Source organism: Primorskyibacter flagellatus (genome assembly GCF_014638275.1).
GTDB classification, from domain to species: domain Bacteria; phylum Pseudomonadota; class Alphaproteobacteria; order Rhodobacterales; family Rhodobacteraceae; genus Pseudooceanicola; species Pseudooceanicola flagellatus_A.
Genome location: NZ_BMFJ01000001.1, coordinates 980,338 through 999,540, shown reverse-complemented (window position 1 = coordinate 999,540; position 19,203 = coordinate 980,338). Strand labels below are relative to the sequence as shown.

The window sequence follows — 19,203 nt, the reverse complement described above, 5'->3', positions numbered from 1 at the left end:
AATTCGGGCCCATGATGACACAACCCCGCCCCTCCTGTCAGGTCACGGCGGCGCACAAGGCCCGTGCCGTGTCGCCGCGGTCACTCCGCGAAATTTGCGCCCGCGTCCTGCGGCATCATCCGGATCAGCCGGCTGTCGCTGCACCCCGCCTGCCGGTGCACCATGGCGCGGCGATACTCCGCGTCGTAAATCATGTCGATGAAGGCCTGCTGGCTGGGATATTCCGCGATAAAGCAGTAATCCCACTGCTCGTCGCGCGGCCCGATCAGCATGAACTCCATCGACCCGCGCCAGACGATCCGTCCGCCGACCCTTTCAAGCACCGGCGCACTGTCGCGCCCGTAGGCGGCATAGGCCTCCGCCCCCGTCGCCCTGCGCCCGTCGGGATAATCCGCCATCTCGCGCACCCGGACGAGGTTGAGCATGTGGATCGGCCCGTCCCGGCCGATCGCCTTGAACGCCTCGAACTCTTCTTTCGTGAACCCTGTGTGCATCCTGTCCTCCCTCAGATTTCCGACCGTGGCTGGCAGAGGTTCCGCTTGCGCAGCTCCACCACCATGGAGCGCGGCCGCATGACAAGCCGGTTGGTCCGGAACATGCAGTCCCCCTCCCGCGCGCCCTCCTCTCCGGTGTACCCGCATTCGACCAGAGGTGCGCGCATCATCGTGGTGATGAGCCGCTTGGCCTCCAGTTCTTCCTCCGCCGAGGCGAGAGAGCAGTCCACACCCTTCAGCCGGAACTCCACCCCGTCAACCCGCAGCCGGTCGCCGGAGAGCGCGACATAGCGCAGCTGCTCCGCGCCGGCGGGCGCGGCGAGCATCAGGATCGGCAGGACAAGGAAGATGAATCGCATGGCGCACCCCGTTTCACCCGCAGCGTAAGGGCCGGGACCGGAATGCGAAAGGGGCCGGTCGTCGCCCGACCGGCCCCCCGTTCAGTTCGCCGCCCCCATGCAGGGCCGGGACAGGATCACTCCTCGTCCAGCGCCTCGACGGCCTTCTGGAGGTCCTCCTTGGACACTTCCTTCTCCGTCACCTGCGCCTGGCTGGCGATGTGATCGACGACCTTGTCCTCAAAGATGGGCGCGCGCAGCTGCTGCTGCATCTGCTGGTTCTGCTGCACGAATTCGAAGAACTGGCGCTCCTGACCCGGGTACTGGCGGGCCTGGTTCATGATCGCCTGGGTCATCTCGGCATCGGTCACCTCGACCTCGGCCTTCTGACCCAGCTCGGCCAGCAGCAGGCCAAGGCGCACACGGCGCTCTGCCAGCTTCTTGTGCTCGTCCGTGGTCTCGATCTCGCCGTGGTCGTGGCCGTGATCGTCCGGGTTGTCTTCGTGGTACAGCTGGTGCGCAATCTGCGCGGCCTCCGCTTCCACCAGCGACGGCGGCAGGTCGAAGGAAACCAGACCATCCAGCGCGTCCAGCAGGCCTCGCTTCATGACCGCGCGGGCGGCACCGGCGTATTCGGCCTCCAGCCGCTCCGCGACCTGCGCCTTGAGCGCGTCGAGCGACTCCGCCCCGTAGGTCTTGGCCAGCTCATCGTCGACCTTGGCGGCGACCGGCTTCTTCACTTCCTTGATGGTGCAGTCGAACACCGCGGCCTTTCCGGCCAGATGCGCCGCGCCGTATTCGGCGGGGAAGGACACCTCGACTGCCTTCTCGTCACCGGCCTTGACGCCGACCAGCTGGTCCTCGAACCCCGGTATGAAGGAGTTGGAGCCGAGCACCAGCGGATAGTCCTCTGCCGAGCCGCCCTCGAACGCCTCGCCATCGACCTTGCCGACAAAGTCCATCACGACCTGATCGCCATCGGCCGCCTTGCCCTTCTTGGTGTCGAAGGTCTGCGCGCTTTCGGCGAGGTTGTTCAGCGCCTCGGTCACGGCATCGTCGCCGGCCTTCACCACCAGACGCTCCAGCTTGACCTGCGACAGGTCGACATCCGGAATCGCCGGCAGCGCTTCGTAGTTCATCGTGACGACGACGTCGTCGCCCTCTTTCCAGCCTTCGCCGTCGACCATTTCGACCTTGGGCTGCATCGCGGGCTTTTCACCGGATTTCTCGAAATGCTCCGACATCGCGCCGTCGATGGCTTCCTGCATGGCCTCGCCCATGATGCGCGGGCCGAACTGCTTTTTCAGCAGCGCCATCGGCACCTTGCCCTTTCGAAAGCCCTTCATCTCGACCTCGGGCTGCGCCTCGGCCAGCTTTTCGTTCACCTTGGCGTCCAGTTCGCTTGCGGGCAGCGTGATCTGGTAGCCGCGCTTGAGGCCTTCGTTCAGGGTCTCGGTGACCTGCATCGCTTGTCGTCCTTCCATGACATCAACGGGCCGCCCGCAACGCGGGGGCCAAATCAGGCGCCCTTCTATGCACTGATATGATGCGGCGCAAGGCGGATCGGGCGGTTTCGGCCATATGGCGCGGGTTTTTCGGGTAAGTTGGCAGGGCGCCAGGGCGCAGGCTCCCGGTGTTTCTGCGAAACACCTGCCGCTCGACGTGGCGCGGACGGATATGCAGCTCGCATTTCGCTTTGCGAAATGCGTGTTGGTGCGGGTGAAGGGACTCGAACCCCCACGCCTAAGGCGCCAGAACCTAAATCTGGTGCGTCTACCAATTCCGCCACACCCGCAGTGAGCCGCTGGATAACAAAACCCCCTGGCGGAGGCGAGAGGGAATCGCGCCATATTTGTGCCTCGAAGCCCTGTTAACACTATATTCGGACTTTGCTGCGAGGGTTGCGCCAGATCGCCCCGGCCGCTTCGGTCCGCCCGGGACCGCCTCCGCGATTGTGGCCGAAAACAGACAGGTGCGGACCCGATGCCCCACAGAAATCTGGATATGCACAAACTTTCGCCCTATTCTGGTGCGAAAAAACAGAGGCAGTCAGACAAGGGGAGCAGTCCCATGAAGTCCATCGAAGTCACCATCACCAAGGCAGACAAGCCCAAGGTCGAAGCCGTTACCGGATTTGCAGCCGGTACGAAGGTCATGACCCTGGACGGCGAAATGCCCGTGGAATTCCTCAGCGAAGGCGACCGCGTCATCACCCGCGACAGCGGCATGGCGGTTCTCAAGGCCGTTCGCTCCCGCAAGATTGCCTGCAGCGTCGTGCACATCGCCGGCGGATCGCTTGGCCACAACCGCCCCGATAGCGACATCGCCCTGCCCTCGGGCCAGGAAGTCCTGATCCGCGACTGGCGCGCCGAGGCGCTCTTCGGCAAGAAGACCGCCCTCGTCACCGCCGACCGTCTGGTGGACGGAGAATATGTCCGCGACATGGGCAAGGGCGTCATGACCGTCTATGAACTGGTCTTCGACACCGATCACATCATCTATGCCGGCGGCCTGGAAATGGCTGCGAAGGGCGACCGCTCCCTCGCAACCGCCTGCTGACACCAAATCTCACGGACGACATGTTCGACTGCAGACAGGGCCCGCGCACGCCGCGGGCCCTATGTCTTTTTTGGGTGGCGCGTGACCGGGCGTTTCGGGGCAGCGCGAGGGCCTGAGCCACTTGGAACCGACAGGATCTGAGTATTTTTTGGCAAGATGAAGCGGGTTGCGCAGCGATCGTAGCGCCCCGGTCCCCTTGTGCCCCCCTCGGTCGACTGTCACTGTCCCACGAGATGCGGCTGGTCTCCGTTTTCCAGCCCGCGCAGGACCTGCGGCACCATCTCCGGCAGATCCTCTGCGATCAGTCCCGGCCCGAAGGCAAGCGCCGCCTCCACATGCAACCACGCCGCGCATTCCGCTGCGTCGCCCGGCGGACACTCGCGCGCCATGAGCCCCGCGATGAACCCGGCCAGAACATCGCCCGCCCCCGCCGTGGCCAGCCACGGAGCTGCCCGCGCCCCGATGGCCGCATGAACGGCAGCAGGCCCCTCCGGCAACGCAATAACCGTATCGCGGCCCTTCAGAAGAACGACCGCTCCGGACGATGCCGCCGCTTCCCGCGCCGCATCGACCTTCGAATACAGCGGCCCTCCCTGCGCGGCGAGGGCCGTGTGCCATGCCTCATCATCGGCGAGAAGGCGTGGCGCATTCAATCTGGCATCAATCTCCGGGAACAGCCGCGCGAATTCGCCGCCATGCGGCGTGAGGACAACCCTGCCCTTCTCAATCAAAGCGAACAGCGCACCGGGATCATCCGCGAATGAGGTCAGCGCGTCGGCATCCAGCACGACGTGCCGCCCCGCCTCCAACGCCACCGCGACCATTTCTCGCGTCCGAGCGCCAACGCCAAGTCCGGGACCGAGGCAGATCGACCTGATCCGGCGATCTTCGAGAACCTTCGCCAGATCCGCCGGACCCGTCACCTCCCGCACCATGACCGCCGTCGTCTGAGCGGCGACTTCCGCCACGGCGTCCGGCGGCACAGCCAGGGTCACCAGCCCCGCGCCGATCCGAAGGGCCGCCCGTGCCGCCAGCCGGGCCGCACCGGTACGCGCGACGCCTCCGCTGACAACCAGACAATGCCCATGGTCAAACTTGTGTCCACCGGAAGCGCGCTTCAGCAGGTGTCGGGCGATGTCTTCCGGATCCCGACGACCCTCGCGAACCATAGGTGCCCCGGACAGCCGGACATTCATGTGACGCATGGTCCCGCCCGGCGCATCCGGGTCGATCTGATCCCCTTCGAACTCCCTCCACGGACGCAACCCTATGTCGCAGACCGCCAGCCGACCGCAGATGTCCGGGCCGATGCCGATCACGTGTCCGACCTTGGGGCTGTCGAAGGTCACCGTCAGCGCGACAGAGCGTAGACCCCGGCCATATCCCTCCGGGCGACCCGGAACGTGACCCGAGTCCAGGCACAGGCCCGACGGCGCATCGACGGCAACAGTCCGCGACGCGAAGTCGTCGCCTCCGGACCCGGCCAGGACGTCCAGGACCTTCAGCGCCTCGCCTTGCACCGGTCGCGTCATGCCGGTGCCGAACAGGGCATCCACGTAGACATCCGCCAAGCCACGACCTGAGGAAACCGCAAGAAACGCGTCGCAGGTCAGAGGAACCACCGGCCCCAGGGCGCTCCATCGAGTCCGGTTGACCCGCGCATCCGGCGGCATGTCCTCGACCTCTCCCATGCCGAAGACCGTCAGCTGCCAACCCATCCGGTGCAGCAGTCGCGCCACCACGTAGCCGTCGCCCCCGTTGTTTCCCGGTCCGCAGAGCACCACCGCCCGGCGCCGGGAAAAGTACCCGCCTTCATCTTGCCGGAAATACCGCGGGGGCGCGGGGACTGGCCCCCGCTGGCGCAGCAATTCCGGCCATTGCGCAAAGATGGCATCGACAATCCCCTGCCCGGCCCGCTCCATCAGGTCCAGCCCCGTGACGGAACCGCTTTCGATCGCTCTCCGTTCGATGTCGCGCATCTGCGCACAGGTCAGCAATTCTGTCATTGTTTTCTCACAGCGCACATTTTTTCACCACGATGAGCAAAAAACAGGATCAATATCTTCCCCCCGACCGGCATTTCCCGGAAGCTGATCTTGACCGATTGAGGCCCGTGATCGTTCATGGTCTGAACCGCCCGAGGGATAAGTGAGGAGTTCCGCGACATGAAGAAGATCGAGGCGATCATCAAGCCGTTCAAGCTTGATGAGGTCAAGGAGGCGCTCCAGGAGTTCGGCATTCAGGGGCTTTCGGTGATCGAGGTCAAGGGCTTCGGCCGTCAGAAGGGCCATACGGAGCTTTACCGGGGCGCCGAATACGTCGTCGATTTCCTTCCCAAGGTGAAGATCGAGGTCGTGCTGGACGACGACCAGGTCGACGGCGCGATCGAGGCCATTGTCGACGCCGCCAAGACCGAGAAGATCGGCGACGGGAAGATCTTCGTCTCCTCCGTCGAACAGGCGATCCGCATCCGCACCGGTGAATCCGGCTCGGACGCGCTCTGAACAACAATTCAACAGAAGGGAAAAGAGAATGAAGAACAAGGACGTTCTCAAACTCATCAAGGACGAGGAAGCGGCATACGTCGATATCCGCTTCACCGACCCGCGCGGCAAGCTGCAGCACGTGACGGTCATGGAAGACCAGGTCGACGAGGACTTCCTTGAGGAAGGCTTCATGTTCGACGGTTCCTCCATCGCGGGCTGGAAATCGATCGAAGCCTCCGACATGAAACTGATGCCGGACCCCACCTCCGTCTACGTCGATCCCTTCTATGCGGAGAAGACCATCGCGATTCACTGCTCGGTCGTCGAACCCGACACCGGCGAGGCCTATGACCGCGACCCGCGCGGCACCGCGTCCAAGGCGGAAGCCTACCTGAAATCCTCCGGCATCGGCGATGCGTCCTACTGGGGGCCCGAAGCCGAATTCTTCCTGTTCGACGACGTGAAATATTCCGTCACCCCGAACAAGGTGTCGTACGAGGTCGACGCCGACCACGCCGCCTGGAACACCGACGCCGATTTCGAAATGGGCAACACCGGTCACCGTCCCGGCTACAAGGGCGGCTATTTCCCGGTCAACCCGATGGACGACGGCCAGGACATCCGCTCCGAGATGCTGTCGACCATGAAGCGGCTTGGCATGAAGGTCGACAAGCACCACCACGAAGTGGCGACCTCCCAGCACGAACTGGGCCTGATCTTCGGGACCCTGACCAAGCAGGCGGACGAGCTTCAGAAATACAAGTACGTCATCCACAACGTGGCACACGCCTACGGCCGTTCGGCCACCTTCATGCCGAAGCCGATCAAGGGCGACAACGGGTCTGGCATGCACGTGAACATGTCGATCTGGAAGGACGGCAAGCCGCTCTTCGCCGGTGACAAATACGCGGACCTGTCGCAGGAGGCGCTTTACTACATCGGCGGCATCTTGAAACACGCCAAGGCGCTGAACGCCTTCACCAACCCCTCGACCAACTCCTACAAGCGCCTGGTCCCGGGCTACGAAGCGCCGGTGCTGCGCGCCTACTCCGCCCGCAACCGGTCGGGCTGCGTGCGTATTCCGTGGACCGAATCCCCGAAGGCAAAGCGTGTCGAGGCGCGCTTCCCCGATCCGTCCTCGAACCCGTATCTCTGCTTCTCGGCCCTGCTGATGGCCGGTCTCGACGGGATCAAGAACAAGATCGATCCGGGCGAAGCCATGGACAAGAACCTCTACGACCTGCCGCCGGAAGAACTGGCCGATATTCCGACCGTCTGCGGATCGCTCCGCGAAGCACTGTCGGAGCTCGAAGCCGACATGGACTTCCTGCTGGCCGGCGACGTCTTCACCAAGGATCAGATCGGTGGCTACATCGACCTGAAGATGGAAGAGCTGGAAGAGTACGAAATGACGCCGCACCCGGCCGAGTTCAAGATGTACTACTCCTGCTGATCCGGACGAATCAGACAGACGAAACGGGCGCCCTCGTGGCGCCCGTTCTCTTTTGCAGGGGGCTGTTGCGCACGCATTGGAGCCTGCAGGTCGTGGTTGAAAAAATTTTTAATAATTACAGCGCGTTGAATTGCTAAAGTTATGTGAAACATGACGCTTGCTCCGGGCCTGAAACACGCTTTTCTGACCCGGCCGAGCACCGTTTCGCCATGATCTCCGGTCATTGCGGCACATTTCGGGCGCCCCGCCGCTTTGCCGCCATCCTGCCCCCGGAGAGCCGGGATTCCCGGCGCATTTCCTCCTCATTTCCCGGCGAGCCTGAGCAGACCACTCAAGAACCGAGGGAAGAAAATGACCTTCACGACAACGCAAGAAGCGACCCGCGCCAACCTCGTCATTTGCGACGACACCCTGATCGACATCCAGCCGCTGCACGACGCGGCGGTGGAGGCGCTGACGGCCTTCGGCCTCGCCCTCTCCGCCCCCTCCGAAATCAGCTTCGACCGCGCCTGCCTGACCGCCGGACCGGTGCGGGTGAGCGTCGCCATCGACGATGGCTCCAACGCAGCCTCGGGCGGCATGGACACATCCCGCCTGACGGTCGAGGTCGCGCAACTGCGCGCCTCTGAATCGCTGCACCCCAAGGCGCCAACCGCGATACTGGCGGAAATCCTGTCCCTTCTGATCGAACGCACCGGCGGCCAGTCGGTCGAATGGGGCGCCGAGGGCGTCGCCATCCCCGCTCCCCGCTTCCAGTCCGCCTTTACCCCGCTGCGCGCCCGCGGCCGCCACGACCGTATCGTGCCCCGCCGCATCCGCCCTGCCGATACGACCGCACCGCGTCCGGCCAGGGCGGACGTCGCGATGCCGGACCTCAAGGCCGTCTTCGCAGTGTCGGAAGTCGAGCCCGCGCCCCCGTCCCTGACCCGCCGCGCATCGACCTGGACCGCCACCGCGACGGTCGGGGTAATGAACCCCGCGATCGGCATCCCGCTCGCCGCCTACAACCTCATCAATGGAGAGGACCTGCGCATCACCTCCCACGCCTTCGCGATCTCGGCCACCCTCTCGGGCCTCACCGCTTCGACCATCGGCTACCTGCCGTTCTTCTGATCCGCCAGCCGTACGACGAAGGTGTGAATCCCGAAAACGACGGCCCCTGTCCGGGGCAGCCGGAGGATGGTCTGCCGTTCGGACCGGATGAACCGCTGCTCCTGCTCCGCGCCGTACTTCGGCACACCCTCGTGCCGGGGCTGGAAGAGCATGGGGTCGACATAGCGCAGTGCGTTGAACCGCCAGAGCGGCTGGCCGACCCGGACACCGTCGAACAGGCGCTGCACGCGGCGCGCGAGCCCGTCGTCATAGGCCGCTACCGGCTTGTGAATACGGATGAGCGGCCGACCGAGCTTTTCCGCCAGCATCCATCCCGCCGGAAAGCAGAGCGCGGCGCCGGTCAGAATGTGTTCCTCCGCACCCTCAGGCTTCTGCATCAGGCACAGGTCCTCCTGAACCAGCCGTCCTGCTGTCGCCATGGGATCGTCGCGCAACAGCCGCACCTCAACCCCGTCCGGCCGTGTCACACCATCGGTGCCGACCCGGTATCCCGGTGACCGGACCAGATGGTCCAGTAGCCGCGACAGAAGCTCTTCGGCCGCCCCCAGCCCGCGCTCTTCCAGCGCGATGACGTCTGTCCGCCGGGTGGCGATCAGGGTGTCCCGCAATGCCATCTGCGCGGAAAAAGCATCGTCCTGCATCAGCCACTCCGCCTCGGCAAGGGGCGCGGTACCGGGCAGGCGCGCGGATGAGGTATCGAACGGGATATGGCTTTGCAGGATCGGTTCCATCCGCGCAGATAACGGCAAGTCGATCCCCTGCGCCAGCCCGGCCGCTCACCTTACCGTCAACCGGACGGGCGGCTCTTGCCCCGCCCCGTCCGCACCGTCCAAAAGAAGGCAGCAGAAAGGACCCGCGCCATGCCGACACGCAAGATCACCTTCCAGGGCCACGACGGTCACCCCCTGGCTGCCCGGCTGGATCTGCCCGACGGCCCGGTGCTGGGACATGCGCTGTTTGCCCATTGTTTCACCTGCGGAAAGGACATCGCCGCCGCCCGGCGCATCGCGCAGACGCTGGCGATGAAGGACTTCGCCGTGCTGCGCTTCGACTTCACCGGGCTTGGACATTCGGGCGGCGAGTTTGCCAACACGACCTTCAGCTCCAACGTTGAGGACCTGCGCCGCGCTGCCGACTGGATGCGCGAGAACGGAATGGCCCCGGACCTGCTGATCGGCCATTCCCTGGGCGGCGCGGCCATGCTGCGCGCCGCCCCCGACATCGCGAAGGCCCGCGCCGTCGTCACCATCGGTGCACCCTTCGACCCGGATCACGTCACGCAGAAATTCTCCGCCTCCGTCGCCGAGATACGGCGCAACGGCCACGCCGCGGTCAGGCTGGGCGATCGGTCGGTCGACATTGGCCGCGCCTTCCTCGACGACATCGCCGCCACCCGGCTGGAGCCCGCGATCCATGCCCTGAAGAAGGCGCTTCTGATCCTGCACGCCCCCCGTGACAGGATCGTCGGGATCGGCAATGCAACGGAAATCTTCCGCGCCGCCCTGCACCCCAAGAGCTTTGTTTCCCTCAACGACGCCGATCACCTGCTGACGCGCGCGGAGGATGCCGAATACGCCGCCCATGTCATCTCGGCCTGGGCCACGCGCTACATCGACCTGACCCCGCCCGCCCCGCCGCCCGGCGCGCCCGAGGGCGTCACGCGGGTGTCCGAAGCCGATCCCGGAGGGTTCCTCCAGGACATCGCCATCGGCGACCGGCACCAGCTTCAGGCAGACGAGCCGGAGGCCTATGGCGGCACCAACCTCGGCCCCTCCCCCTACGGGCTGCTGGCTGCGGGACTGGGTGCCTGCACCTCCATGACCATCCGGATGTATGCGCGGCGCAAGGGCTGGCCGCTGGAACATGTCTCCGTCGACGTCACCCATGACAAGGTGCACGCCCAGGATGCCGCCCCCGGAGCAGAGGGACGCGCCGACCTCTTCACCCGAGTCATCCGCCTGGAGGGCACGCTGAGCGGGGACCAGCGCGACCGTCTGCGCGACATCGCCGACCGCTGTCCGGTGCACCGCACACTCGAACAGTCCTCGCGCATCGAGACCCGGCTCGCCTAGACCGACTGTTCCAGCGTTTCGCCAGCCGGACCGGAGCCGATCCGGCCAACAAGGTCCTCCGCCGCGCCGGCGATTTCCGGATCCTCGTGCCGTCCCAGTGCGGTGAGCGCGGCCGCCACGGCACCGACGATCTCCGGGTGGTCAGCGCCGCTTCGCAGGATGGCGCCGAAACTGTCTTGAACCAGCGCGCGGCGGTCCAGCATGGGCAGGTACAGCCGGTCATGTACGACCTTTGCGTCCTGCTCCACAGCGCCGGACAGCAGGATCCGCGCGATCCGCCCGGTCATGTCCACGCCGGTCCCCGGATCGTTGATCCCCGGCGACAGGGCGCGCTGCGCGATCTCCGTCAGGTTCAGCAGGCCAAACCCCGGATCCTGCACGTAGTTGCGCAGGGAACCGACGGAGACATGCCGTCGCAGCGCCTCGGCACCCCCTTCGCCCGTCACCCAGCCCAGCACCTCGCCGCGATAGACGAAAGCCCCGACCGGACGCGCCAGGTGGATCTGCCCCCCCGCCTCCTCCGCCGCCTCCTGCAGGCGGTCCTGATAGATCTGTTGCACGTAGCCTGTCGTCTCCGAGACGACCTCTTCGGCACCGTCCGGCACCTCAGGTCCCAGGACATGACCGCCGAGCGCCGGATAGGCACAGCGCATGTCATAGGCCTCCTGCGCCTTTCTCTCGATGCGCCCGGAGGTTTCGATCAGCGATCCGAGCAGTTCCAGATGCGAAATCCAGCGGATGATCGCGACGACGATCAGCACCACAACCATCAGTGTGACGAAGAACAGGACGACCAGTTCCTCGCCCTTGAACACCTCCGTCTCGCGCAGGATGATCGTGATGACGGCGTAAAGGTAGGCGCCGACGAAGGTCGCCAGTACCGTGTGCGTGGTCGTGTCCTGCAACAGGATCTGATGCGCCCGCGGCGTCCAGAGCGACGATACGTTCTGATGCGACGCCACCATCACGGTCAGCGAGAAGGTCGTCACGGTCAGCATGGAATTGGCGATGATCGACAGGATGTGGTCCACCGCATCCGCCCCGATCCGGTCCTTGAGCCCGAACGGGATCAGCCCGCCCAGAAGTTTGGCCACCACGATCGCCAGCACCGAACAGAGCGCGATCAGCAGCACCCGTACGATCAGGCGACGCGAGAATTCATGCACGCGTCTCAGAAGGGTCGGAAGCATTCGGGGCCTTTCGTCTGTCACCCGGACAATGGCACAGGCGCGCGCAGGGTTCCAAGAGGCGCGCAAATAACCGCCCCGCCGGCCCGGAAACGACAGCATCTGTCGCAAACCTACTTGCCGCCCCTCCGCGCCACAAAGAGGGTGGGCCCGTAACCCTCCGGAGGATTCCATGAAGACCACTACCCGCGTTGTCGTGATCGGAGGCGGCGTCGTCGGCTGCTCCGTGCTTTACCACCTGACCAAGCTGGGGTGGAGCGACGTGATGTTGCTGGAGCGGTCGGAGCTTACTGCCGGGTCGACCTGGCACGCGGCGGGCGGATTTCACACGATCAACGGCGACACCAACATGGCGGCGCTGCAGGGTTACACGATCAAGCTGTACAAGGAACTTGAAGAGATCACCGGCCTGTCCTGCGGGCTGCACCACTCCGGCGGCTTCACGCTGGCGACGACCCAGGACCGTTTCGACTACCTGCTGGCCGAACGGGCGAAGCACCGGCACATGGGGCTCGACACCCACATCATGACACCGGACGAGATCAAGCAGCTCGCGCCGATCACCAATGTCGAAGGCATTGTCGGCGCGCTCTACGATCCGCTCGACGGCCACCTCGACCCTTCCGGCACCACGCACGCCTATGCCCGCGCCGCACGCATCGCGGGGGCGGAGATCGTCACCCACACCCGCGTCCTGGAAACCAACCCGCGCCCCGACGGCACCTGGGACGTGGTGACGGAGAAGGGCACGATCCACGCCGAACACGTCGTCAACGCAGGCGGTCTCTGGGCCCGCGAGGTCGCGGCGATGGCGGGCCATTACGTCCCCCTTCACCCGATGGAGCATCACTACCTCGTCACCGACGACATTCCCGAGATTTACGAGCGCGATACCGAACACCCGCACGTCGTCGATCCCTCTGGGGAATCCTACCTGCGTCAGGAAGGCCGTGGTCTCTGCATCGGGTATTACGAGAAAAAGCCCCGCGCCTGGGCCGTGGACGGCACGCCCTGGAGCTTTGGTTCCGAACTGCTGCCCGACGATCTCGACAAGATCTCCGATTCCATCGAATACAGCTGGAAACGCTTCCCCGTGCTCGCCACCGCGGGCGTGAAACGCGTGATCCACGGCCCCTTCACCTTCGCGCCCGACGGCAACCCGCTTGTCGGTCCGGTCCCGGGCCTGCGCAACTACTGGTCCGCCTGCGGCGTCATGGCGGGCTTCAGCCAGGGCGGTGGCGTCGGCCTGATGCTGGCGCAGTGGATGACGCAGGGCGAATGCGAACGCGACACCTCTGCCTTCGACATCGCGCGTTACGGCCATTGGATCCAGAAGGGCTACACCCTCCCCAAGGTGGTCGAGAACTACACCACCCGCTTCTCCGTCCCCTATCCGAACGAGGAAAAGCCCGCCGCCCGGCCGCTCCGTCGCACGCCGATGTATGACGTGTTCGACGGTATGGGCGCGGTCTGGGGTCACCAGTACGGGCTCGAGGTCGTGAACTACTTCGCGGAAGCCGACGAACCTCGCTACGAAACCCCGACATTCCGCCGATCCAACGCGTTCGAGGCCACGGGCCGCGAGGTCCGCGCCGTCCGCGAAAGCGTCGGCATCAACGAAATCCACAACTTCGGCAAGTATTCCGTTACCGGGCCCAGGGCGCGGGAATGGCTCGACCGCATCATGGCGGGCCGCGTCCCCGCGAAGGGCCGCATCAGTCTGACCCCAATGCTCGCCCCCTCGGGACGTATTATCGGCGACTTCACCATCTCCTACCTCGGGGATGAGGAATTCCGCCTCACCGCCTCCTACGGTGCACAGGCCTACCACCTCAGATGGTTCACACAGAACCTGAGCGACGGCGTGCAAGTCACGAATATGTCGGACAAATGGACCGGCCACCAGATTGCCGGCCCGAAAGCGCGCGAGGTGCTGCAGGCCTGCACGCGCGAGGATGTCTCGGACATGAAGTTCCTCGACGTGCGCCGCATGACGCTCGGCCTGCTCGAGGTTGTCGTCCAGCGCGTCAGCTACACCGGCGACCTCGGCTACGAAATCTACTGCGACCCGCTGGAAACCCGTACCCTCTGGGATCAGCTCTGGGCCGCGGGTCAGCCGCACGGCATGAAACCCTTCGGCATGCGCGCGATGATGTCCCTGCGCCTCGACCGCCGCTTCGGATCCTGGCTGCGGGAGTTTTCGCCCGACTACACGCCTGCCGAAACCGGACTGGACCGCTTCATTTCCTGGAAGAAGAACGCCGACTTCATCGGTCGGGCCGCCGCGGAAAAGGCCCGCGCGACAGGCCCGCAGCGCGAGCTCTGCATGTTCGAAATCGACACCGATTTCGCCGACGTGAAGGGCTACGAACCGCTGTGGCTGGACGGCGAGGTCGTCGGCTACTGCACTTCCGGTGGCTACTCGCATCATCTCGGTAAGTCCCTGGCCCACGCCTTCGTCCCGACGGAGCGGATCGCACCCGGCATGGAGGCAGAGATCGAGGTGCTCGGCGTCATGTGCAAGGCCCGCCGCATCGACGCGCCGCTCTTCGATGCTGACGGGGCGCGGATGCGGGGCTAACCTGCCCGCATGAGTCTTGCCATCCTCCTCCTGGCCGCCGGATCGTCGTCGCGCATGCGCGGCGGCGACAAGCTGATGGAGGAGGTGGAGGGCGCGCCCCTTCTCGCCACCATGGCCCGTCGCGCGCTGGCCGCAACGGATGTTGTCCTCGTCACCCTGCCCCGGGCCGACCACCCCCGCAGCCGCGCCATCCGCGACCTCGACGTGACCCGCGTGCTGGTCCCCGATGCGGAGGAGGGCATGGGCGCTTCGATCCGTGCCGCCATCCCCGCGCTGACGGATCGCGAAACGGCCCTGATGATCCTGCCGGCCGACATGCCCGACATCACCACGGGCGATCTGCAAACCCTCGCCAGCGCATGGCAATCGGCCCCGGACGCCATCCACCGCGCCACCAATGCCGACGGAACCCCCGGCCACCCGGTCATTTTCCCTGCGCGCCTTTTCCCTGATCTGAAAGCGCTGACCGGTGATACCGGCGCCCGCGCCCTGCTCCCGTCCGAACACGTGAAGCTCACTGCCCTGCCCGGCACGCACGCCACGACAGACCTGGACACGCCCGAGGACTGGGCCGCCTGGCGCGCCCGCTGACTTCACATTGCTAATTTGGGCTCCGCCCGTTCCACACTGAAACGGTCCACCGGACCGTTTCCAGGACACTCGTCACTCCCCGCCGGAGGCATCAGCCCGCAGGGGCGACTACTTCAACTGGCTGTCCTTCGACCCGCGCCGGTTGATCCCGCCCTTGGCGACGAACCGCGCGTCCCGTTCCTGCTGGCAATCGATGCACAGCTTTACGCCCGGGATCGCTTTCCGCCGTTTCTCCGGGATCTCCTCTTCGCATTCGGCACAGAACTCCAGGCTCTCGCCAACCGGACCGCGCCGCGCCTGCATGCGCTTCAGCTCGTCCGAAACCGAGGCCTCGATCTGTTCGCTTACCGCACCATCCTTCGCCCAGCCTCCGGCCATCTCCGCCTCCTCAGTCCGGCCGCGCCGCGATCACCCGGATCTCGCAGACCGGGCCGGGGCGGAAGAATCCGGCGACCTCGATCGCTGTCCAGGCCGGGAACGGCTCCTGCACGTAATCCGCCCGCACCTTCCGGAACACCTCCAGATGATCCTGCAACCCGATGTGATAGCTTGTCATTTCGACCACCGCTCCGAAATCCAGCCCGGCGGCGTCGAGCACGGCGAGAATGCGGTCGAAGATGTTGCGGAACTGAGCCTCGGGATCGTCCGGGGTCGCGCCATCCCGACCGACACCCGTGAATCCGGTGAAGAACAGCAGACCTCCGACCTCGACCGCCGGCGACATCTGCCAGCCGTCATAGACCTCCTGCATCCCTTCGGGAATGATCGCCGTCTTGCGCATCCGCACCTCCGCGTCCGCGTCAGCCTAGCGTGCCGCTGGATGACAGTCAAAACGGCACCGGGAAACCGGGCAGATACTCAGAACGGGGCGATACCGATCTGCGCGACGCTCATGCAGGCAACGCCGGCCGAGACGTAGAATACCCAGCTCAGAACCCCGATGACGTAGTCCATGTCGGCCCCCTTCGGAAAATCCGGTCCCGGCAGACGGTCTGAAAACGACCGCCCGAATTGCCGGGACCGTTGAAATGACGGACGCGGCCCACCCTCGCACCCGCAAAGGATACGACAGGGCAGCCCGCGCCCTGGTCACGACCAGCGCCCCCGCCTGATCGGGATCGCGCCGGGCCCCGAAGGGTCCGGCGCGCGCTGCATTACTTGGTGAGAAGCTGTGCTTCGTGCTTCTTCAGGGTCCGGCGTGCCGCGTGATAGTCCTCGCGGCCCTTCTCGGAGGCCAGTTCCGGGAACAGCTCCAGGATTTCCTGGCGCTGTGCGTTGCCAAGCCCGTCGAGCGTCTGGTGACCCGGCTGGAAGCTCTCCGTCCAGGACCCGTCCGACAGCACCACTTCGTGCTGGTCGAACATGAAGTGGACGTAGGTGGTCTTCATCGTGTCGACCCGGTTCACACCCGCCAGCCCCGTCAGGTGCTTCGCGGCGACAAGAACCTCACGCTCCTCGAAGTAGAGCGCCGTCTTGTCGTTGTTCACCAGAACGCGGTGGTTCGGCGACACCAGCATGTCCCGTTCGGGCAGCCCGTAGCCGAGCGAGCCCTTCTGGATCAGAACCGGCTTCAGGTGCTCTTTCTGGAGCGCCTCGCGGCCCATGAGGTTCGTCATGCCGAGCCAGCGGATCTCCTGGATGCCGTTGTCGCGGGTGATGATGCGGTCGCCTTCCTTCAGGGTCTCGACCGGAACCTCTCCGCGCGGGGTGGCGATCAGGGTACCCGGCGTGAAGCACGGGATGACCTTCTCGATTTCCTCGAACCGCGAGGTGCCGAGCAGCATCGACTTGTCGTCGTAGTACTCGACCGTCCCGTTTTCCGGGTTGGCGTCGTACTTGACCTTGATGTAGCCGCCGGCAGGCGCCGACCCGGTCAGGTCGAGGATGTCGTAGTCGTCCCCGCCCGAACCGCCGTCCACGAAGTCGCCGACACCCGATCCCAGGAACACGTCCCGGTCATTGGCACCGAACATGTTGTCCACGCCGTCACCGCCGGTGATGGTGTCGTTGCCGGCACCGCCGTCGATGGAGTCGTCGCCCGACCCGCCGTAGAGCACGTCGTCGCCCTGGTTGCCGCGCAGCGTGTCGTTGCCGGAGTCACCGTAGATCGTGTCGGTATCCTGGCCACCTTCGATCGAGTCGTCGCCGGAGCCGCCGTACATCAGGTCGTTGCCGGTGTTGCCCTCGATCGTGTCGTCACCCTGACCGCCGAGGAGCGTATCGTCGCCCTGGCCGCCCGAGATGAAGTCGTCGTCGATCCCGCCGTCGATGGAGTCGTTGCCGGTTCCACCGTAGAGGGAGTCGTCGTCGTCCTGGCCGAAGATGGTGTCGTTGCCTTCCCCGCCGTAGACAAGGTCCTTGCCGTTGTTCGGCACCGGATCGGTCGCATCGGGTTCCTGCCCCCAGAGGAGGGAGCTGTCGCCCGCATTGATCCAGTCGTCGCCGGAGTTGCCGTAGATCGTGTCCGACCCGTGACCACCGATGATCGAGTCCTTGCCCTTGCCGCCTTCGACGTAATCGTCGTCGATGCCGGCATGGATGGTGTCGTCACCCGACCCGCCGTAGATGTTGTCCGCATCGTCGCCGGTCATGATGGAGTCGTTGCCCTTGCCACCATAGACGGTGTCCTTGCCATCCGTCTTGTCCGGATCGCTCAGCGCGCCCGGGTAGAGCGGGTTCGGCAGGTTCGGATCGTCGCCCTCGTAGTCTGAGAACGTGTCGATCCCGGCCAGGATGGTGTCGTTGCCGTCACCACCGTAGATCAGGTCCGACCCCTGGATGTCGTCGATCAGGTCGTCGCCGGAACCGCCGTAGACCTCGTCGTCGTCGATACCCGGTTTGATCGTGTCGTTGCCGGCACCGCCATAGATCGTGTCGGCGTCGTCGCCGGTCATGATGCTGTCGTTGCCAAGCCCGCCGTAGACCAGATCGCGATCATCGTTCGGGTTGGTGTCGTCGCTGACCCCCGGGATCGCCGCGGCCTTGTCCGGACGACCGTCCTTGCCCGCATCGATGGTGTCGTCGCCTTCGTCGCCGAAGATGGTGTCGTTACCGTCTTCGCCGTAGATCACGTCGTCGCCGGAGTTGCCGTGGATCGAGTCATCCCCGTCGCCGCCGTAGACAGTGTCGTCGCCGGAGCCCGCGATGACCGTGTCGTCACCCGAATAGGCTTCGATGATGTCATCGTCGCCGGAGGTCGGATCGAGCGCGTCGTCGTTGTCCACCATGTCCCCTTCCGGGTCCCCGGTGTAGTCGTCGTCGATCACGTCGTCGCCGTCGGTGCCTTCGACGATGCCGTCCGGCTGGATGGTGTCCTTGACCGTAACGGTAATCGTCGCGGTATCGGTGCCACCATTGCCGTCGGTGATCGTGTACTCGAAGGTATCCGTCCCGGCGAAACCGGTGTTCGGCGTGTAGACGATCATGCCCGCCACGATGGCCGCGGTCCCGTTGGCCGGGGTCCCGACCGACTGGATGGTCAGCGTGTCGCCATCCACGTCCGTGTCGTTACCGAGCACGTCGATGGTGACGGCGGTGTTTTCGTCCGTCGTATCGGCGTCATCGACCGCCACCGGCGCATCGTTCACCGGAGTCACAGTCACCGTGATGGTGCCGGTATCCGTCAGGCCGGAGGGGTCCTTCACCGTATAGGTGATGGTGTCCGGGCCGTTGTAGTCCGGGTCCGGCGTGTAGGTGATGGTCCCGTCAGGGTTCACCGTGACCGTTCCGTGATCTGCCGTCGGCACTCCGTCATAGGTCAGCGGATCGCCATCCGGATCGGTGTCGTTGGCCAGCGGATCGAAGGTGACCGGCTGGTCCTCGGGCGTGGTGACCGTGTCGTCGACCGCCACCGGCGCGTCGTTGACGTTGTCCACCGTGACCGTGACGGTCGCCGTGTCGGTCCCGCCATTGCCGTCGGAGATCGTGTAGGTGAACGTATCCGTCCCCACGAAGCCCGCCGCCGGGGTGTAGACGATCTTGCCCGCCACGATCTGAGCGGTGCCGTTGGCCGGAGTCCCGACCGACTGGATCGTCAGCGTGTCGCCGTCCACGTCCGTGTCGTTGCCGAGCACGTCGATGGTCACCGGAGTGCCCTGGTCGGTGCCCGAGGCATCGTCCACCGCATCCGGAGCGTCGTTCACCGGGGTGACGTTGACCGTGATGGTGCCCGTGTCGGTCAGTCCGCTCGGGTCCTTCACGACATAGGTGATGGTATCCGGGCCGTTGTAGTCCGGGTCCGGCGTGTAGGTGATGGTCCCGTCAGGGTTCACCGTGACCGTTCCGTGATCTGCCGTCGGCACTCCGTCATAGGTCAGCGGATCGCCATCC

At 65.2% G+C, this 19,203-nt stretch carries 16 protein-coding genes and 1 tRNA gene; 7 read left to right on the top strand and 10 right to left on the bottom strand.

What is annotated here, in order from left to right:
• Positions 1 to 80: 80 nt before the first annotated feature.
• From IEV87_RS04885 to IEV87_RS04870, 4 genes are all read right to left on the bottom strand, one after another.
• Positions 81 to 494, bottom strand: coding sequence for a DUF1330 domain-containing protein (locus tag IEV87_RS04885; protein WP_188476539.1), 414 nt, complete (start codon positions 492 to 494; stop codon positions 81 to 83).
• A gap of 11 nt (positions 495 to 505) precedes the next feature.
• Positions 506 to 853, bottom strand: coding sequence for a hypothetical protein (locus IEV87_RS04880; protein ID WP_188476538.1), 348 nt, complete (start codon positions 851 to 853; stop codon positions 506 to 508).
• A 116-nt stretch (positions 854 to 969) separates the two neighbouring features.
• Positions 970 to 2,298 carry a trigger factor gene (gene tig, locus IEV87_RS04875; RefSeq protein WP_188476537.1) on the bottom strand — a complete coding sequence of 443 codons (1,329 nt, stop codon included), beginning with the start codon at positions 2,296 to 2,298 and terminating at the stop codon, positions 970 to 972.
• A 245-nt stretch (positions 2,299 to 2,543) separates the two neighbouring features.
• Positions 2,544 to 2,627, bottom strand: a tRNA-Leu gene (locus IEV87_RS04870).
• A 275-nt stretch (positions 2,628 to 2,902) separates the two neighbouring features.
• Here IEV87_RS04870 and IEV87_RS04865 point away from each other — a divergent pair.
• Complete coding sequence (locus tag IEV87_RS04865; RefSeq protein WP_188476536.1) at positions 2,903 to 3,391, top strand: Hint domain-containing protein; 489 nt, start codon at positions 2,903 to 2,905, stop codon at positions 3,389 to 3,391.
• Between the two features lie 218 nt (positions 3,392 to 3,609).
• On the opposite strand, the gene IEV87_RS04860 is transcribed toward IEV87_RS04865, so the two are convergent.
• Positions 3,610 to 5,397 carry an NAD(P)H-hydrate dehydratase gene (locus IEV87_RS04860; RefSeq protein ID WP_188476535.1) on the bottom strand — a complete coding sequence of 596 codons (1,788 nt, stop codon included), beginning with the start codon at positions 5,395 to 5,397 and terminating at the stop codon, positions 3,610 to 3,612.
• 159 nt (positions 5,398 to 5,556) lie between these two features.
• On the opposite strand from IEV87_RS04860, the gene IEV87_RS04855 reads away from it, so the two are divergent.
• From IEV87_RS04855 to IEV87_RS04845, 3 genes are all read left to right on the top strand, one after another.
• Complete coding sequence (locus tag IEV87_RS04855) at positions 5,557 to 5,895, top strand: P-II family nitrogen regulator (protein WP_188476534.1); 339 nt, start codon at positions 5,557 to 5,559, stop codon at positions 5,893 to 5,895.
• 28 nt (positions 5,896 to 5,923) lie between these two features.
• The gene (gene glnA / locus IEV87_RS04850; RefSeq protein WP_188476533.1) at positions 5,924 to 7,330 is read left to right on the top strand and encodes a type I glutamate--ammonia ligase; all 1,407 of its coding nucleotides are present in this window, start codon (positions 5,924 to 5,926) and stop codon (positions 7,328 to 7,330) included.
• A gap of 351 nt (positions 7,331 to 7,681) precedes the next feature.
• Entirely contained in the window at positions 7,682 to 8,443 is a 762-nt protein-coding gene (locus IEV87_RS04845) for a hypothetical protein (RefSeq protein WP_188476532.1), read from the top strand.
• On the opposite strand, the gene IEV87_RS04840 is transcribed toward IEV87_RS04845, so the two are convergent.
• Entirely contained in the window at positions 8,425 to 9,192 is a 768-nt protein-coding gene (locus IEV87_RS04840; protein ID WP_308419880.1) for a heme-dependent oxidative N-demethylase family protein, read from the bottom strand. The two genes, IEV87_RS04845 and IEV87_RS04840, sit on opposite strands and share 19 nt — an antisense overlap.
• A 111-nt stretch (positions 9,193 to 9,303) precedes the next feature.
• Between IEV87_RS04840 and IEV87_RS04835 the strand changes: the two genes are divergently transcribed.
• Positions 9,304 to 10,515, top strand: coding sequence for a bifunctional alpha/beta hydrolase/OsmC family protein (locus IEV87_RS04835; RefSeq protein ID WP_188476531.1), 1,212 nt, complete (start codon positions 9,304 to 9,306; stop codon positions 10,513 to 10,515).
• On the opposite strand, the gene IEV87_RS04830 is transcribed toward IEV87_RS04835, so the two are convergent.
• A complete protein-coding gene (locus IEV87_RS04830) occupies positions 10,512 to 11,705 on the bottom strand; it encodes a DUF2254 domain-containing protein (RefSeq protein WP_229737426.1) in 1,194 nt (397 codons plus the stop codon). The genes IEV87_RS04835 and IEV87_RS04830 overlap by 4 nt on opposite strands.
• A gap of 169 nt (positions 11,706 to 11,874) precedes the next feature.
• On the opposite strand from IEV87_RS04830, the gene IEV87_RS04825 reads away from it, so the two are divergent.
• Together IEV87_RS04825 and IEV87_RS04820 are read left to right on the top strand one after the other, a co-directional pair.
• On the top strand, positions 11,875 to 14,283 hold the full coding sequence (locus IEV87_RS04825; RefSeq protein WP_188476530.1) for a GcvT family protein: 2,409 nt from the start codon (positions 11,875 to 11,877) through the stop codon (positions 14,281 to 14,283).
• Between the two features lie 9 nt (positions 14,284 to 14,292).
• Positions 14,293 to 14,874: a nucleotidyltransferase family protein gene (locus IEV87_RS04820; protein WP_188476529.1), complete on the top strand. Its 582-nt coding sequence runs from the start codon at positions 14,293 to 14,295 to the stop codon at positions 14,872 to 14,874.
• Positions 14,875 to 14,982: 108 nt separating this feature from the next.
• On the opposite strand, the gene IEV87_RS04815 is transcribed toward IEV87_RS04820, so the two are convergent.
• The 3 genes from IEV87_RS04815 to IEV87_RS04805 all read right to left on the bottom strand — a co-directional run.
• Positions 14,983 to 15,252, bottom strand: a complete 270-nt coding sequence (locus IEV87_RS04815) for a DksA/TraR family C4-type zinc finger protein (protein WP_188476528.1) — start codon at positions 15,250 to 15,252, stop codon at positions 14,983 to 14,985.
• Positions 15,253 to 15,262: 10 nt separating this feature from the next.
• Positions 15,263 to 15,655 carry a RidA family protein gene (locus IEV87_RS04810; protein WP_188476527.1) on the bottom strand — a complete coding sequence of 131 codons (393 nt, stop codon included), beginning with the start codon at positions 15,653 to 15,655 and terminating at the stop codon, positions 15,263 to 15,265.
• 373 nt (positions 15,656 to 16,028) lie between these two features.
• On the bottom strand, positions 16,029 to 19,203 hold a 3,175-nt coding region (locus IEV87_RS04805; protein WP_188476526.1), incomplete at its 5' end, for an Ig-like domain-containing protein.

Excerpts from the sequence above, each read along its gene's own strand:
- IEV87_RS04885 (WP_188476539.1), bottom strand. The coding sequence starts at position 494 with ATGCACACAGGGTTCACGAAAGAAGAGTTCGAGGCGTTCAAGGCGATC.
- IEV87_RS04880 (WP_188476538.1), bottom strand. The coding sequence starts at position 853 with ATGCGATTCATCTTCCTTGTCCTGCCGATCCTGATGCTCGCCGCGCCC.
- tig (WP_188476537.1), bottom strand. The coding sequence starts at position 2,298 with ATGCAGGTCACCGAGACCCTGAACGAAGGCCTCAAGCGCGGCTACCAG.
- IEV87_RS04865 (WP_188476536.1), top strand. The coding sequence starts at position 2,903 with ATGAAGTCCATCGAAGTCACCATCACCAAGGCAGACAAGCCCAAGGTC.
- IEV87_RS04860 (WP_188476535.1), bottom strand. The coding sequence starts at position 5,397 with ATGACAGAATTGCTGACCTGTGCGCAGATGCGCGACATCGAACGGAGA.
- IEV87_RS04855 (WP_188476534.1), top strand. The coding sequence starts at position 5,557 with ATGAAGAAGATCGAGGCGATCATCAAGCCGTTCAAGCTTGATGAGGTC.
- glnA (WP_188476533.1), top strand. The coding sequence starts at position 5,924 with ATGAAGAACAAGGACGTTCTCAAACTCATCAAGGACGAGGAAGCGGCA.
- IEV87_RS04845 (WP_188476532.1), top strand. The coding sequence starts at position 7,682 with ATGACCTTCACGACAACGCAAGAAGCGACCCGCGCCAACCTCGTCATT.
- IEV87_RS04835 (WP_188476531.1), top strand. The coding sequence starts at position 9,304 with ATGCCGACACGCAAGATCACCTTCCAGGGCCACGACGGTCACCCCCTG.
- IEV87_RS04830 (WP_229737426.1), bottom strand. The coding sequence starts at position 11,705 with ATGCTTCCGACCCTTCTGAGACGCGTGCATGAATTCTCGCGTCGCCTG.
- IEV87_RS04825 (WP_188476530.1), top strand. The coding sequence starts at position 11,875 with ATGAAGACCACTACCCGCGTTGTCGTGATCGGAGGCGGCGTCGTCGGC.
- IEV87_RS04820 (WP_188476529.1), top strand. The coding sequence starts at position 14,293 with ATGAGTCTTGCCATCCTCCTCCTGGCCGCCGGATCGTCGTCGCGCATG.
- IEV87_RS04815 (WP_188476528.1), bottom strand. The coding sequence starts at position 15,252 with ATGGCCGGAGGCTGGGCGAAGGATGGTGCGGTAAGCGAACAGATCGAG.
- IEV87_RS04810 (WP_188476527.1), bottom strand. The coding sequence starts at position 15,655 with ATGCGCAAGACGGCGATCATTCCCGAAGGGATGCAGGAGGTCTATGAC.